Below are 16,042 nucleotides of genomic sequence, written 5' to 3' on the forward strand. Positions count from 1 at the left end.
GAATAACCGCTATGCTTACAATAGAAAACCTTTCCGAGATACTCGAACAGGAAGCTCGTGCTGTGCGAAACATTCCTTTGGGTTCGTGCTATCAGGAGGCAATAGATCTTATACTTAAACATGTGCATACCAATGGAGGTAAACTGGTTACGTCCGGTATGGGTAAGGCAGGACAGATCGCGGCAAACATGGCTACGACATTCAGCAGCACCGGTACTCCCGCCTTTTTTCTGCATCCGAGCGAAGCACAGCATGGGGATCTTGGAATAGTCTGCCCAAATGACCTGATGCTTCTTATCTCCAACTCCGGCAAGACAAGAGAGATACTCGAACTCGTGGAGCTGTCTCGCAGGCTTGTTTCGGGTATTCCGTACATCTGTATTACAAGTGATACGGAGAGCGTATTGGCTCAAAATGCCAACATCGTCCTCCATACGGGATCACCTAAAGAGGTCTGTCCGCTCGGACTGACCCCTACGACCAGCACAACGGTAATGACCGTCATGGGCGATCTTCTCGTTGTGGGCGTGATGGAAGCCATCGGATTTTCATATTCGGAGTATTCCAAGCGTCATCATGGCGGCTATCTGGGATCGAAGAGTAGGGCTAAAAGCGAAGAGCTGTAACGACGCTTCGAGACCGTGAATATCCTCATCGTAAATACGCATCTCTCAGGTGGTGGAGCGGCAATAGCTGCACGCCGTCTGAGAGATGCTCTTTCTATGATGCCGGATGTCGATGTGGCGTTTCTCTCTTTGGAGAAAAAAAGCGTTGCAGACCGGTTCAACTTTATGGCGGAACGTGCAGAGATCTATCTGCACAACGGTTTCCGCAGAGATAAGATCTTCCATATCTCCACGGCTTTATGGGGTAGAGACATTTCGTCGCACCCTTTGGTGAAGTGGGCGGATGTAATTCATCTGCACTGGATAAACCATGGGATGCTCTCCCTGAAAGGATTGGAACGGCTGGCGAGTACGGGAAAGCCGATTTTTTGGACCACTCACGACATGTGGCCGTTCACCGCAGTGTCTCCACATTTGGGCGATCCGAACAGCTACGAATCGCCTTGGAGCGGCAAGGAGAGCTCTTTCGTGAAGCGTGTATGGCGCCGGAAGCAGAGGATATACCCCGTTCTCCGTCCCTCTTTTATCTGTTGCAGCGAATGGATTGCCGGGAAAGCAAGAGCTTCCGAACTCACAAAAGGTCTCGACATAACCACCATACCGAATGCGATAGACACGGACAGCTTCTCCCCTCCTGCCTCTTTCTCTTTGGAGCAGAAGCGTATAGTGGTGGGCGCAGTGCAGACAGACGACCCCCGAAAAGGGTTCGACGAACTGCTCTCTGCTCTTCATCGCCTGCCCCTAAAGGAGATGAACGTGGTGGTAGATGTTTTTGGAAAGCTCTCTCCTCACGCTTCTGCTCTTCTGGAAACCTTTCCGGCGGTTCTTCATGGGTACATCGGATCGGAAGAGGAGATGATCAAACTCTACCGTTCTGCCTGTATGCTGGTGGTTCCGTCTCTGTTTGAGAATCTCCCCTGCACTGTCATGGAGAGCCTGAGTTGCGGTACACCTGTTGTGGCATTCGAGACCGGAGGAATACCCGAAATGATACAGCCGGGAAAGAATGGCTTTTTGGCAGAGTATGCCAACCCTTCGGATCTGGCAAAGAAGATAGAACAGATGCTTCTGCTGCCACCTTCGGAGTATCTGGCAATGCGTTCCGCCGCAAGAGAGAAAGCCGTATCGTGCTACTCTTACACAAGGGTCGCCGAACAACACTTACGGCTCTATGCCTCCCGACTGCAAGGGCAGAGCTGAACGAGTGTCATATTGCAGAGTATGGCTAATTGACTAATTTTGTAAACATCTATATTAAAAACCTGTAAACAGAATGAACCAACCCACAGAACCCATCGTACTCAGCACTCCGCGCAAGTGCATTGTCGGTGTTCAGTTTCTATTCGTAGCTTTCGGAGCTACTGTTTTAGTTCCTCTTCTTGTAGGGCTTGATCCCTCCACGGCACTCTTTTCTGCCGGGATAGGAACACTCATCTTCCACCTCGTTACCAAGGGCGTCGTGCCAATTTTTCTCGGTAGCAGTTTTGCCTTTATCGCTCCCATTATCAAAGCCACCGAGCTTTATGGATTGAGCGGTACCATTTCCGGCATCGTCGGAGTAGGAGCGGTCTATCTCATTATGAGTGCTCTGGTCAAGTGGCAAGGGCTTAAAGTGATCCGCCGACTCTTTCCTCCCGTCGTGATAGGTCCGGTAATCATTCTCATCGGACTGAGTCTCTCCTCTGCCGGAGTGAATATGGCGAATCAGGACTGGCTGTTGGCAATAGTCTCTTTAGCCGTTGCGGTGTTTGTTACAATCTATACACGAGGTCTTCTGAAGCTGATTCCTATCTTCTGTGGTATCCTTGTCGGCTACCTCTTAGCCCTCTCTCTCGGAAGAGTGGATCTGTCTGCCGTTGCAACAGCCCCATGGTTCGGACTTCCTCAATTCATTCCTTACGAAGGTTTTGCGTGGGAACCCATTCTGTTTATGATTCCTGTTGCGATAGCTCCCGTTATCGAACACATCGGCGATGTATATGTAGTGAATACGGTAACCGGTAAAGATTTCGTCAAGAACCCCGGACTTCACCGCACTCTACTCGGAGACGGACTGGCGTGTATAGCTGCAAGCTTTATCGGAGGCCCGCCCGTAACAACCTATTCTGAGGTTACCGGTGCGATGTCATTGACCAAAGTAACAGACCCGGTAGTGATCCGCATAGCAGCTGTTACCGGTATCGTCTTCTCGATGATAGGTAAAGTGAGCGCGCTGCTCAAGAGCATTCCTCCGGCTGTACTGGGCGGTATCATGCTGTTACTCTTTGGAACCATTGCAAGTGCCGGCATCGTCAATCTGATGCAACATAAACTGGACATGACCAATACCCGTAACGTGGTGATCATCTCCATTACCCTCACCATCGGTATAGGCGGTGCGGTGTTCTCTTATGGCGATTTCTCTCTCTCCGGCATCGGGCTTTCTGCCGTGGTTGCCGTGCTGCTCAACCTCATTTTGCCTTTAAGCAAAAAGGAAAAAGAGAAAGAAAAGCGTCGCCGGGAAGAGTGCGAACAAGCATAACAAGATGAAAGAGCAACCGGTTATAAAGCGATACTTCATGGAGTTGGGCTATGACGGCAGCTCCTTTTCGGGTTGGCAGATACAGCCCAACGGTATCACCGTGCAGGAGAGCATCGAAAAAGCGATGAGCACGATAGCACGAAAGCCAGTAAGCATCGTTGGTGCCGGACGCACGGATGCCGGAGTTCATGCCGCCCGAATGGTGGTACACTTCGACTTTGAGGGGGATACCCTCCCGTTCGATGCGCATAAGATCAACCGCTTGCTCCCAAGAACCATTACAATCTACCGGATATACGAAGTTGCCACAGACGCTCACGCCCGCTTCGATGCCGTCGAGCGCACCTATCACTACCGTATCCACTTCAACAGAGACCCGTTCCTGAGACACTTCTCCACGTTTGTCCACCACCCTTTGGATATAGAAGCGATGAACCGAGCGGCTCTGTTTCTGTTGGGAAAGCAGGATTTCACCTCTTTCAGCAAGCTCCACACGGATGTCAAGACCAATATCTGCACCGTCAAACGTGCAGAGTGGGTACGGGAAGAGGGCGAAGGCTATCGTTTCGAGATTACCGCAGACCGTTTTTTAAGGGATATGGTACGAGCCATCGTGGGTACACTCTTCTTGATAGGGCGTGGAAAGATGGCTCCGGAAGGGATACGAAATATTTTAGAACAGAAAGACCGCTCGGCAGCAGGGATGTCCGCCCCTGCCGAAGGGCTTTCGCTTGTGGATGTCAAATATAACTTTTAACCAACGGATATGGATACAGCATTCTCTACACCGAATCCCCGAACAGGGATATATGCCGGAAGCTTCGACCCCTATACCATCGGACATCACGACATAGCCTTACGGGCACTGGAGATAGTAGACCGGCTCATCATTGTCGTAGGTATCAACCGCAACAAGCAGCCTTTTCTTTCCGTGGAAGAGAGGGTCGAGACCCTGCGCCGCATCTATGCAAAAGTTCCGGCCATCTCTATCGTGGCTTATGAAGGACTTACCGGTGCTTTCGCCCAAGCGCATGGGGCTTCTCTGCTGATACGTGGAATACGCAACGTAGCGGATATGGAGTATGAGAGAAACATGGCAGAGTTCAACCGCAAGCACTTCAACCTCGAAACCGTACTGCTTCTCTCCGCCCCCGAACTCTGTTCCGTCAGCTCCTCTCTCGTTAGGGAGTTGGCATCATTCGGAGAACCTTATAAGCAATATCTGCCTCAGCCGGAAGAGTAAAAGGCTTGTTTCTCTGTCTGCTTTTATCTAAATTTGCTTCGACCCCTGTTTACATGGGGGATTTTAATAAAAACCATAAGACACAGAGAGGAGCAAACCATGAACCGAAAAGTTATTTTGATGGCACTGATTGCCGTTGTTGCGCTTCTGTTGAGCGGCTGTTCCATGATGAGAGCATACAGAGATCTTCAAGATCTACCGCCCGGAATCACCAAGCAAGAAGCTCAAAGGCGTCTGCGTCCCATAAGCATGATGTTCGATAATCAGGAGTTTTACCGGGACGATAACGGAGACATGATAGAGATACTCACTTATAAAGACAATCAGGGAGATACTCCCTTCTCCGTGCAGTATATACATCTCATCTTCAAGAACAACATCCTTGTGGAGAAGCAGGTATCCCGTCCCGGAATGTTTATACCAAGACGTCCGATGCCTCCCGCACATCCCCGCAGGAGATAATCCCAAAGCACAGAAGAGAAAACAAACACTATATATATGAAGAAGAAAAAAACTTTTTTTGCAGCGGCTCTGCTTGCCTGCACGTTGGGTCTGAGCGGTTGCGGAATATTTGGACCCTCTTACGCCAGCAAGATGGATGCCATCTCTTACGGAGCCAAGAAGAATGACGTACTGCGCCAGCTGCGCTCCATGAAGAGCAGTCTTCAAGGCACAGAGTTCTACAAAGATAAAGAGGGCAAAGTGATAGAGACATTGGTGTACAGACACACCCAGTATGAGGGTTCCAATCTACTCATCACCTACACCTATCTCATCTTCCAAGACGGCTTGTTGGTAGAGAAGAAGATCATGTCGGACACCACCCCTCAAGGCTATAAGCCGGCAGTGTCGACACCGGAAGTGCAAACCACCAAGTAGTCTCACACTTCACACTCTGCAGGTATGACACTCTATTTGGCGGGCATACTCATCATTGCCATTCTGTTGGTTATTCTTTCCATTTCGGACATTTCCAGGCTCAAAAAGCAAAATCTCGGAAATAAAAAGAGAAATACCCGTTTTGTATGGCCTATTATCAAACTCTGTATAGGTATCATCGGAATCATTTCGGTCATATTAAGGGTGATTTGAGAGCCATATTCAACCCATAAAAACAGCGTGTACGGAGACCGTTTCGTACACGTTGTTTTTATATATTCCATACCGAAAAATGCTCCCTTTTTTCTTGCTTTCTATTTTGATCGGAGGGGTCGTTTTCGGAGGGGTACCGGATTTGTTAAATCAGCCCATTTTATTAACACTATTTTCGATACCTGTTAAGCAAAAACGCTAAACGAGCATATTCTTCCGGCTTAACGTGTTTAATTTTTCAATGAACACGTTTACCGATTTCATTTAATATGTTTACCGGATTCGATTAAAGTGTTTAGTCAAAACTATTAAAATACTAATAATCAGCTTTCTACGCATTTTGCCCCCAAATGCCTCTGAAAAGACAGATTTCTTCATTAGGAAACGTTTACAGACACGGGTGTTAAAATTTACACCTATTAACGCGAAAAAGCCCCATCAAACGGACTGAGAAAAAAATTTTTCCAAATTCGCGCTGATTTATATTTCACTCTATTTCAAACCATTACAACACAAAACAAAAATTTTCACTCCAAAAAGAGAGAAAGCGGAGCAGTTTCGGAGCAGAGCGTGAGCACTCCGTTTTTATATAAAAGTGCACTTGAAACCGGCTCTTATCTCTGACATATTTTCTCTACATTTGCACCGAGACCAACCGTTATCCATACCCATGATAGTAGCTCGAAAGAAACGAAAAGAAAATATCTCCGAATACATCCTCTACATGTGGCAGGTAGAAGATATTCTGCGCGCACTGAAGCTCGACACCGAGGCGATCACCTCTTACGTCAAGAACCAATACCGGCTGGAAGAGCCGTTACAGTCCGAGACACTCCAATGGTATCTCTCTCTGCGCGATGAGCTTATAGCGTCCGGAGCTACTGCGGAAGGACACCTGCCTCAGCTCTCCAAACTGATAGAACATCTCGGCTTACTCCATAAGGCTTTGCTGGAAGATCCCACGCAAGGTATCTACTCCGCACTCTTCTACAAAACCCTTCCCCACTTGGTTCATCTGCGTACAAAGCAGAAGTCGTCCAAGCCCGTCGGAGAGATAGAGACCGCTTATATCGCCGTCTATGGATATATGACCCTTCGGCTGAAAGGGGACGAAGTCTCCCCTTCTACGATGGAAGCCATCAGGCAGATCTCTCTGTTCCTTGCCATGTTGGCGGACAGGTTCCATGCCGTAGAAGAAGGAGAAATCTCTCTGCCCCACTTTCCTACAAACGCTTAAACAGGTCTGCGTCGTAAGATATTTCGCTCTCTTTGATATAGTCGAAGAGAGTCAGGCTGCGCACTTGATAGAAGTAGTACCAGTAGAAGAAGAGTTCGGAGATATGTTTCTGCCGTGCTTCGTCTCTGGCTTTCTGTGCATCGTTCAGCTCCAGAGTGCTTATCTTACCTATCATGAAGGTCTCTATACCGGTCTTGTACCGCTTTTCGGCGATGCGGTCGGCACTGCGTGCGATGTGGAGTTGTTGTGCTTGGTTGTTGAGCTGTTCTACCAAAAGGAACAGATCTTGGTCGAACTGCTGAGTCTCTTGCTTGATTTGCGAGCGCATCACATCACGGGCACTCTCCGCCATCTTCACTCTTGCTTTTCGTTTGCCCCAGTCCAGCAGAGGTATCCTAACGCCTACCTGTACGATCTGATTCTCTTGAAGATTGCCGTATGCCTCTCTCCACTGTTCGTGTTGTCCGGTATATCCGAGCGAAGCAAAGAGATCCACTTTGTAGCGTTCGCCTTTGGCGCGTGCCACTTCGCTGTCCACTTCGAGCTGTTTACGGCGGATGCGATGCACGAAAGAGTTGTTTTTGTGAGCCTTAGCCAGTACATCGCCATAGTGGATGCGCTTGGCATCTACCGATGCAGGCACTACGGGGAGAATGTCTCCGTCTGTGGTGATGCCGAGAAAAGACTTCAAGCGGAACAGCTTGCCGTTTCTGAGCGAGCGTGCTTCCGTCTCTTTCCCGTTGGCTTGAAGCAGATTCAGCTCCAGTTGTAGCAGTTCGTTCTCCGAGATCTGCCCCATCTCCCGTTTTGCTTTAGCCACTTCGTGCAGCTTTTTGGCGTTCTCTCTGTTTTGGATTGCGATGCGCAGATTTTCGTCTGCAAGCAGCAACTCGAAGAAGTGGCTGATAGTCCGCATCGTGGTTTTCTCCCGTTCTTCGAGATAAGCAGCCTTGGCTTCTTCATACTTTACAGGCTGTATCTTGGTCTGCCAACGGAGTGCATTGTAGCCGAGAATGGGCTGAACCAGCGTGATGGTTGCCGGAATGGTGAGGAAGTGATTGGCTTTCGTGAACGGACGGACATACTCCAGCGAGGAGACCACCGAGATGCGACCGCCGGTGAGAGGGATGTTCTGATCTATGGAGAGCGATCCGCTTGCCTGCAAAAGGCGGGAGCGGACGAACTTGTAGCTGCCGTCTCCCTCCTGATAGAGGTTATAGCCGCTCTTGTAGTTGGGCAGTTCTCCCGTAAAGTTCACTTCCGGCAGCAGCTCTGCACGGTATGTGCGGTACTGCCAGTAGGCTGTACGCAGACGGTCGAGCGCCACTACGGCATCCACACTTTGGGCTTGTGCCATCTCTATGGCTTGTTCGAGTGTGAGGGTTTGCGCTATCGAGTCCGACTGTGCTTGCACATCCTGCCCGGAAGCAGGCAGGATGGCGCATAGCACAATACAAACGCAAATGAAAAAGTTATGATAGAAGTATTGTTTCATTACTGCGTATTTTGAGGTTGTTATTACTCTTCTTTCAACACGACGGATGGCGGAATGTTTACTGCTTTACGGGCAGGAATCCAGATGCCAAGTATTACCATCAGCATCATGAGCAGGTAAGCCGACCCGAATCCCCATAGGAAACGCTCTAAAGTCATGGTATCCCACCAGAAGGCAAACCCCAGCTTCGAGATGCCGTAAGAGAGTGGAAGAGCAAAAGGAATGGTGAAAAGCAAAAGCAGAAGCCCTTCTCCGATATAGCGGCGAAGCAGTGCCGCCGCACGATCTCCGAGTGCCATCCGAACGCCCATCTCATGTTTGCGCTGGTCTGTACGGTACCAGAAGACACCGATAACACCAAGCAGAACATTGATGGCAAAGAATATGACGATGGAAGCATAGTTTTTCATCTGCTTTATATACGGAGCATCGAAGCTGCTTTTCATTTCTGCAAAACTCCTTATATCGGAAACGATCAGGTTACAGTTGTGCAGCGTGGGAGCAATATCCTTGAGAAAACGCTCCTTGAAAGCGTGATCGGCAGAAGGTTTGATGCGCATAGAGATCTCCAGATACGGGAGATTCGGATGGTCTCCATAGGAGATAAACTCCTCTTCGGTAGGATAAAGCAGCTGAAAGAGAGAGGTGTTCCACCAATAAAAGGTATTCTGCTTGAGGTCTCCGGATACTCCTCCGACGATGCCAAAGATGTTTCCATCGCTCTCTTTCAACTCCAGACCTATCGGATTGACGTTATTCGGAACTAAAGCTTCGTTCAGACCTTTGGAGATGACCAGCTTATTATCTCGAAGAGCTCTCTTGAAGGCTTCCGTACTGCCTTGTTCGTCCATAATCCTGAAGATGTCCAAAAACTCCGGTTCCACGCCACGGACCATAACCCAATCTTGTACATGCAGAGAATCGGAAGATAAAGTGGTTATACGGTTACTACCCATGTGAGGCGTAGAGTGCATCGAAATAGCAACGGCTTCCACTTCTGGCAACTTCTTCAAGCGGTTTTTCACCTCCAGCATACTGGCTGCATAGGTGCGATAACCATCGCTCTCCGGAGCGATATAAAGCGGAGAGGTGTTGGGTAAGATGCTATGAAAAATGCGATAAGTGTGGGCAGTATCGAATCCGGTCGGTTTTAGTGCTTCCGAAATCCTGTTGTAAAATATATTCATAATGCCCCAAAAGCAGAGTAGAACCAGAAGAAGTTCGAGGAAGATGGCAATATTCTGTCTGCGCTCATTCCACATTATTTTAAGTTGATGCTTTATCATGACTATTTCTTGAGTGATAAGGATTCTACAATAGGCTTCTTAGTGGCTCTCCATGCCGGTATGAAAGTGGAAATGAAGTTGATCACAAAGCAGCACAACAGTACCATCAGGAATGCTTGTACGGATATGATGTTCCAAACAGGTAGCGCCACTCCATCGGAATAAGTATAATAATTGCCTTGAAACAATGTATTGCTTGAGAGATAAACAAAGATTACGGCGAGGAGAAATCCAAGGATACCGCCTAAAAGGGACTGTATAAAGCTCTCCGAAAGAACCTGATTGAGCAATCCTCCTTTCGTTGCTCCAAAAGATCTTCTAAGCCCTAACTCCGCATATCGTTTCTGCATACGGGAAGAGGTCATCGCCGCAAGATTGATCGCCGGAATAAGCAAAAAGATCAGGATGGATACGATGTTTGTCCGGTTTACCTCCTTCATATCGGGCGGGATATTGGATGCAGACCTGTTGAAGTGTACCCAAAAGTCGTCCGGTTGCTCCATTAAACTGACTCTGTGAGTGCGACTCTTGTCGGCATTGAACTGCTCTATCCGTTTCTCTACCTCTGCTCTTATCTCCGGAAAGTCCGCTTTGCTCTTTGCCATAACGGCAACCATCACATTTCCGGAAGGCTCTGTTGTCTCAGGGAAATCTTCTACGGAGTAGGGATACCAGGCATTGGCATACGCATCTTGCGCCAATTCGAATGCGTTTTCCACCACTCCCACAATAGTGTAAGGGCTAAAATTGATAAGGATTTCGCGTCCGACCACATCGGTAGTCTGGAACACCTTACGAGCCATATCTTCATCTATCACCGCCTTAGCAAGCCTGCTGTCGAAATCTTCTTGCGTAAAGGGCGATCCGCTGATGAACTTAAAGCGGAAAACATCCCAGAACTGCGCATCGGTTCCCCGTGTTACACCTTGAGCATTATTCTTGGAACCGGGAGCGGAGAACGGTGTCCCGTCCTGTCTGAACAGGTACGATGCCACAACCTCTGCACTTTCGACAGGTTTGAGAATCTCTTCAACGAAAAATCTTGCTATGCCTCCGTTGCTCTCTCCTCCGTTTTTACCCTCCGGATCTTTGTAGATAGACTTAATATAAGAGATGTATAGTGTGCGATCTCTATTCACTTCGGGATAGACCGAACCGGTCTCCACGCTATGCACCATAAACTTTATCATGAGCATGCAAACAGCAAGAGCCGTTCCAAGAATCATGATGGTGCTGAGCACGGGAGCCTCTTTTATCAGGCGGAAAGCGTGCTTAATATATTGCTTGATCATTGTCTGTGGGTTTAATGGTTAGGCTTACTGTATCTGTCTACCGTCGAAGAAACGAACGATCCGATGGGTTTGTTCTGCCTGCTTTTCGGAGTGCGTTACCATGACAATAGTACGTCCGTCTTCTCTATTAAGCTCTTGAAGAAGCGACATCACCTCTGCACCCATCTTGGAATCGAGATTACCGGTCGGCTCATCCGCAAGTAAAATAGTGGGGTTGCCTATCAATGCACGAGCTATTGCTACACGCTGACACTGTCCGCCCGATAGCTGACTTGGAAGATGCTTCATACGGCTACTGAGACCCACTCTCTCCAAAACCTCTTTAGCCAATCGTGTGCGTTCCGAACCGGATACGCCTCCACGATAAAGGAGAGGAAGCTCTACGTTGTCCAGCACATTGAGGGAGTTGATAAGGTGAAAACTTTGGAAGACAAAGCCAAGATGTTGGTTGCGAAAGCGGGCAAGCTCTTTGTCCGAAAGCCCGTCGGTTTTCTTTCCGACCAGTTCCACCGTACCGGCAGTAGGTTTATCGAGCAGACCTATCACGTTCAAAAGCGTGGACTTACCGCATCCCGAAGGTCCCATAATGGATAAAAACTCTCCTTTTTCTATTTCCAAGTTCACATTGTCCAGTGCCAATGTTTCAATCTCTTCTGTTCTGTAAATTTTGTTGATGCCTGTAAGACGGATCATTGTGTTTGTTTCCATGTTGTTTTTAGTTTTATAGTTTATTATTCTGTTCTTGTTTTACATTTACTCTTTCTCCTTAAGAGCATCTATCGGAAGTATTCTCATCGCCCTTGTAGCGGGGATAGCTGCGGCAATAATAGAAATAATCAAAAATGCCACTAAGGTCAGAACGATAGCCATACCGAATCTTCCGATGCTATTATCCATAAGATCGTTTATGGTGATAATAATATCGTTGTAAGCTAAAAAGGCACAGACCACGATGGCAGGCAGGACTGCGAAAAGCAGTATATACACTACCTCCGCCATCACTTCAAGGACAATGCTCACATTGGTAGCACCCATCGCCTTCTTTACACCTATCTCCTTTACTCGTCCTTGCATACGGAACCAAAAGATTCCACCTATTCCGAGAAATATGTTGAGGAGGAAAAAGATCATCACAGACAGCACCCCACGCATCACCAACGTGTTCCCGTTAGAGAGGTTATAAGTATCTCGTGTCTGTTTCAGTGCCTCCACGTTGTTGAGATAAGAGGGTCCCTGACTCAACTCACGCCTGTACTCGTTCATGAAGTCCTCGACAAAGTGATCGCTGTCCACTTTTGAACGTACTCGGATAAAGAAGTCGGCAGACGGCATATACATATACAGCGGCATGGGTGCTATCACAAAAGGCTCGAAACGTTCAAACTCTTCCAGCCTCATCGAAGGGATCACGCTTCCCACCGTAAACTTGTTCATCTCACGATATTCGTCTGTAGGGCTGTATTGCACACTGTAAAAGTCTTTGAATAGACGTCCTTTTACATCCACTTCTCCCCATACACCATGAGCCAGTTCGGGAGTTACTGCAGCATATCTCGGTGCTATTTCTCCCCAATGTTCGAGCATCTCTTTATCCACTTTTACTCCGAACGTATCGAAGTAGCCCTTTGTCGTATAGATCACTTTAGCTTCCGTAAGCATGGTATCCTGCTCCAAAGCATAGGCTTGAAACATATTTCCCGTATAAGGAGTAGTCCCCATTATGAGCGTTGCAGCCTCTACGCCATTGATGTCTTGCAGTCTGGAGAGTATTCTTTCCGCATTCTTACGGTTTATCTCATTGATCTGCTCCATATCCATTCCCTCATAAGAGAATGTCCTATTGGCTCTCATCTCCACTCTGTATACGTGATCTATATTGTATCCGCTACTTTTAAGCAGGGAGTTCATCGAGACATAAAATATGTCCATACAGTACCACATCAGAATGAATGTAATAAACAACCCTGCGACCGGAGCCACATTGGAGCGACGCTCATTCCACATTTTATGTATCAGTTGTCTCATAACTGTGTCAGATTTCTATTTGATGGTTTGTATGATTTCGGCTTTAGCATAACGATATGCCGGATATACCACGGAGAGTAAGCTCAACAGAAGGCAAACCCCAAAGAGGACCAGCAACACGCTCGGACTCAAAATGGCACTTACCGGAATCTGTAAAGCATCGACATCCATCGTACCTGCCATACCTGCCAAAAGCCAGTTTTTGGAAAGATAGACCAAAATAAAAGAGAGGATGATGCCTATAATGCCGGCAAACATGGTCATCAGGAGATTTTCCCAAATGAGCATCTTCACGATTTTCACCACTGTTGCGCCGTAGGTTTTACGCACACCGATCTCTCCCCTGCGCTTCTCCACCAGCGTGGAAACCATACTGCTCATTGTCAGAGCAGGGACAAGCACAAGAATACCCAGCAGTAGCGCTACTATCAGTCTGGCTGTACCATTTTCTCCGAAAGACAACATCTTTCCCTTGATATCTTTCAGTCCCACTTCCACAGCATACTCGGAAAGAGTCGCATTATGCTTTGCCAAACGATCTTCAACAATATCCGTTACCTGCTTGATAGATGCCCCCTTTTCCAGAAGTAGCACTGCCAAACAACGACCACGTGTCCCTTCTGCACTTCTTTCGGGACTGAACCGCCGATGAACCGCAGGCAAATAAACCTCTGCATAAGCATTGGAGAAGAGTGCACCAACTTGCTCTACTACGCCGGAGACCTTAATCTCTTTTCCCATATTGAGTCGGATATATTTCCCAACAGCATCTTCCGAACCGAACAGATGCTTTGCCAACTTATCGGAGATCACAGCATCGTTATCTTCGTCCTTATTGCGCTCTGCATCAAAAGGCTTTCCGCTCAAAAATATGAACTCATACATTCGGAAAAAGGTTGGATCTACCAGCTTTACCATAGCGCTGGTTTCGTTGCCCGCTACCCCCGAAACGTGCGATCTGGATATACATTGCTCTGCCTGTTTCGTTGTTTCCGAAAGCGCCCAACTGTTGTATGCCACCATCTCCACTCCGGGTAGATCTTCGTACAATACCTTTGCAAGATCAAGAGATATACCCGTATTGATATCCGATCTCGGTTCTTTCTTATATGTTCTACCTGCATCTGAGAAAAGCATACGACTTCTATTGTTCTCTATCCCTATATCTCCTGTGCTGAAGAAATAGATCATGTAAACCACCATAGAGAAGGCTATCGAAATAGAAAAACTCGCTATGAGTATGCCGTAAAGCACTCTGTTCTGTTTGATGTTTCTTATCAGCTGCTTCATCTTCTTACTGTTTTAGAGAGAGTGAACTCCTGTTTTCGTACTGCTTCATATCGCTCACCACCACTTTGTCCCCCGGTTGAAGCCCGGAAACAACCTCTACATGACTAAAGTTGCTCTCTCCAAGCTTGACCTCCCGACGTACAAGAGTGTTCTTGCCATCCAGCACGAAAAGATTGTATATACCTGCACCGGCGTAGTAAGTACCGTTAGCAATGCGCACCACATCCTCTTTCTCCGAAGTGAGCACATGCACATCCGCTCTAAGACCGGAGCGCAAAACGGAGTGGGCATCCTCGTCCAGCTGAACCATGAAAGAGATTACACCGTTCTTGGACATCGGGGTTACACTGCCCACGATACCGGTCAGCGATGTCTTGCCGACACGTACTATCACTTTGGATCCCGTGCGTACTCTGTCGCTGTAAGCGTCTGCAATCTCGCACTCGACCTTGAAATGAGAAAGATCCGATATGATTGCCACCTGCGTTCCGGCAGGTACTTGTGTTCCCACCTGAGTGTTGATGAAAGTGAGCACAGCCTTACGGGGCGAACGGATCTGGGCATCATCCAAGACGCGCTTCATCTCTGCCACACTCTTTTGAAAGATTCGCAGCTCCAACATCTTCACTTTAAGCTCTGCTTCGGCTACGGTTCGGCTGTTGGCAAGTTGCTTTTGGAGCTGTTCCTGTTCGAGGGTAGAGACATTGTAGCTTAGCTCTATCTCTCTCACTCTATCCTGTGTACCGGCTCCGATGCTGTCCAGATATTTTTCGTTCCGCATCTCTACCTGTTTGCGGCGAGTCTGCATCTCTCCCACCTTTACACGCATCTCCAAGTCGCTCAGACTGCTGTGAGAGCGAGCCTTGAGCTGTTCGATCTCATACTTCTTCATCTCAAGCTGATCCAACATCTTGTTGTACTCCGTCTCCGTACTGGCAAGATCCAGTTTCAAGATAGGAGTACCCACATCGAGCGAATCTCCTCCTCTCTTGTAGACTTCCAATATCCGGCTCGAAATGGGAGTTACGATCACCTCCTCTATGGACGGCACCACTCTGCCCGAACCATTTACGGAGACCTCTATGTTACCTTTGTCTGCCGTAGCCATAAGAATATCTTTCATATCCACGGAGGGTTTCATCCAAATGCCCAACAGCACAATGACCACAACCACAGGCACTGCAATGATGCCGTACTTCAACCACTTTTTTCTCTGCACCTTTTGGCGCTCTGTCTTTGATATTACACGATCCATATTCTGTTCGTTGTTTCTGTTTGTTTCACTTTGCCAAAATAGGAGCAATGGGTATGCCAAAACAGCTAACCAACTGATATACAAAACAAACAACAAATAGGGAGTGTCCATTATCGGACACTTTGCTCCGAAAACGGACACTCCGAACGGACAGTTGTCCGCTTGTGCTCCCGGTTTTGCCTCTCTTCTTTCGCTAAAAACAGGAAGCGGGAGAGCCAAAAATTTCTTGCGAAACAGCCCCTTCTCCGACACTCATTTTTATATATTCCATACCGAAAAATGCTCACTTTTTTAGCCTCTCTCTATTTGCTCCGGAGGGGTCGTTTTCAGAGCGCGACCAAACTGTTAAATTCACCCTATTTTATTAACATAATTTCCGATACCTGTTAAGCAAAAACACTAAACGAGCATATTTTGTCGGCTTAACGTGTTTAATTTTTCAATGAACACGTTTACCGATTTCATTAAACACGTTTACCGGATTCGATTAACGTGTTTANTTTTGTCGGCTTAACGTGTTTAATTTTTCAATGAACACGTTTACCGATTTCATTAAACACGTTTACCGGATTCGATTAACGTGTTTAGCCAAAACAGCTTCCACATTGATTATCAGCATTTTCCGAAAATATGATACTTTTGGAGGCGTTTTGGGCGCAATTTAACATTAAGAAATCTTC

General features: G+C 47.6%; 16 protein-coding genes. 9 read left to right on the forward strand and 7 right to left on the reverse strand.

Annotated features, from left to right (window positions below):
• Positions 1 to 11: 11 nt before the first annotated feature.
• From HQ29_RS08730 to HQ29_RS08770, 9 genes are all read left to right on the forward strand, one after another.
• Positions 12 to 626, forward strand: a complete 615-nt coding sequence (locus HQ29_RS08730; RefSeq protein ID WP_036869288.1) for an SIS domain-containing protein — start codon at positions 12 to 14, stop codon at positions 624 to 626.
• Between the two features lie 15 nt (positions 627 to 641).
• Positions 642 to 1,826 carry a glycosyltransferase gene (locus HQ29_RS08735; protein ID WP_036869290.1) on the forward strand — a complete coding sequence of 395 codons (1,185 nt, stop codon included), beginning with the start codon at positions 642 to 644 and terminating at the stop codon, positions 1,824 to 1,826.
• A 73-nt stretch (positions 1,827 to 1,899) separates the two neighbouring features.
• Entirely contained in the window at positions 1,900 to 3,147 is a 1,248-nt protein-coding gene (locus HQ29_RS08740; RefSeq protein ID WP_052090039.1) for a uracil-xanthine permease family protein, read from the forward strand.
• Between the two features lie 4 nt (positions 3,148 to 3,151).
• Complete coding sequence (gene truA, locus HQ29_RS08745; protein WP_152566526.1) at positions 3,152 to 3,904, forward strand: tRNA pseudouridine(38-40) synthase TruA; 753 nt, start codon at positions 3,152 to 3,154, stop codon at positions 3,902 to 3,904.
• Positions 3,905 to 3,913: 9 nt separating this feature from the next.
• Positions 3,914 to 4,390 (forward strand): pantetheine-phosphate adenylyltransferase, encoded by a 477-nt coding sequence (gene coaD, locus HQ29_RS08750; RefSeq protein ID WP_036869293.1) that lies wholly within the window; start codon positions 3,914 to 3,916, stop codon positions 4,388 to 4,390.
• Positions 4,391 to 4,489: 99 nt separating this feature from the next.
• On the forward strand, positions 4,490 to 4,852 hold the full coding sequence (locus tag HQ29_RS08755; protein ID WP_036788187.1) for a hypothetical protein: 363 nt from the start codon (positions 4,490 to 4,492) through the stop codon (positions 4,850 to 4,852).
• 36 nt (positions 4,853 to 4,888) lie between these two features.
• Complete coding sequence (locus HQ29_RS08760; protein ID WP_036869295.1) at positions 4,889 to 5,269, forward strand: hypothetical protein; 381 nt, start codon at positions 4,889 to 4,891, stop codon at positions 5,267 to 5,269.
• Positions 5,270 to 5,293: 24 nt separating this feature from the next.
• Positions 5,294 to 5,482 (forward strand): hypothetical protein, encoded by a 189-nt coding sequence (locus tag HQ29_RS08765; protein WP_036869297.1) that lies wholly within the window; start codon positions 5,294 to 5,296, stop codon positions 5,480 to 5,482.
• 670 nt (positions 5,483 to 6,152) lie between these two features.
• Positions 6,153 to 6,719 carry a DUF4924 family protein gene (locus tag HQ29_RS08770; RefSeq protein ID WP_036869419.1) on the forward strand — a complete coding sequence of 189 codons (567 nt, stop codon included), beginning with the start codon at positions 6,153 to 6,155 and terminating at the stop codon, positions 6,717 to 6,719.
• On the opposite strand, the gene HQ29_RS08775 is transcribed toward HQ29_RS08770, so the two are convergent.
• From HQ29_RS08775 to HQ29_RS08805, 7 genes are read right to left on the reverse strand one after another with little or no spacing between them, the layout of a single operon-like run.
• Entirely contained in the window at positions 6,706 to 8,214 is a 1,509-nt protein-coding gene (locus tag HQ29_RS08775) for a TolC family protein (RefSeq protein WP_052079560.1), read from the reverse strand. The genes HQ29_RS08770 and HQ29_RS08775 overlap by 14 nt on opposite strands.
• Before the next feature lie 23 nt (positions 8,215 to 8,237).
• Positions 8,238 to 9,500 (reverse strand): FtsX-like permease family protein, encoded by a 1,263-nt coding sequence (locus HQ29_RS08780; RefSeq protein ID WP_036869299.1) that lies wholly within the window; start codon positions 9,498 to 9,500, stop codon positions 8,238 to 8,240.
• 2 nt (positions 9,501 to 9,502) lie between these two features.
• Positions 9,503 to 10,792, reverse strand: a complete 1,290-nt coding sequence (locus HQ29_RS08785) for an ABC transporter permease (RefSeq protein WP_036869301.1) — start codon at positions 10,790 to 10,792, stop codon at positions 9,503 to 9,505.
• Between the two features lie 24 nt (positions 10,793 to 10,816).
• Entirely contained in the window at positions 10,817 to 11,485 is a 669-nt protein-coding gene (locus tag HQ29_RS08790; RefSeq protein ID WP_036788401.1) for an ABC transporter ATP-binding protein, read from the reverse strand.
• Between the two features lie 60 nt (positions 11,486 to 11,545).
• Positions 11,546 to 12,817 (reverse strand): ABC transporter permease, encoded by a 1,272-nt coding sequence (locus HQ29_RS08795; protein WP_036869305.1) that lies wholly within the window; start codon positions 12,815 to 12,817, stop codon positions 11,546 to 11,548.
• A gap of 15 nt (positions 12,818 to 12,832) precedes the next feature.
• A complete protein-coding gene (locus tag HQ29_RS08800) occupies positions 12,833 to 14,107 on the reverse strand; it encodes an ABC transporter permease (protein WP_036869306.1) in 1,275 nt (424 codons plus the stop codon).
• Positions 14,108 to 14,111: 4 nt separating this feature from the next.
• Positions 14,112 to 15,362: an efflux RND transporter periplasmic adaptor subunit gene (locus HQ29_RS08805; protein WP_036865434.1), complete on the reverse strand. Its 1,251-nt coding sequence runs from the start codon at positions 15,360 to 15,362 to the stop codon at positions 14,112 to 14,114.
• Between the last annotated feature and the right edge of the window lie 680 nt (positions 15,363 to 16,042).

Source organism: Porphyromonas canoris (genome assembly GCF_000765975.1).
Taxonomy (GTDB): domain Bacteria; phylum Bacteroidota; class Bacteroidia; order Bacteroidales; family Porphyromonadaceae; genus Porphyromonas_A; species Porphyromonas_A canoris.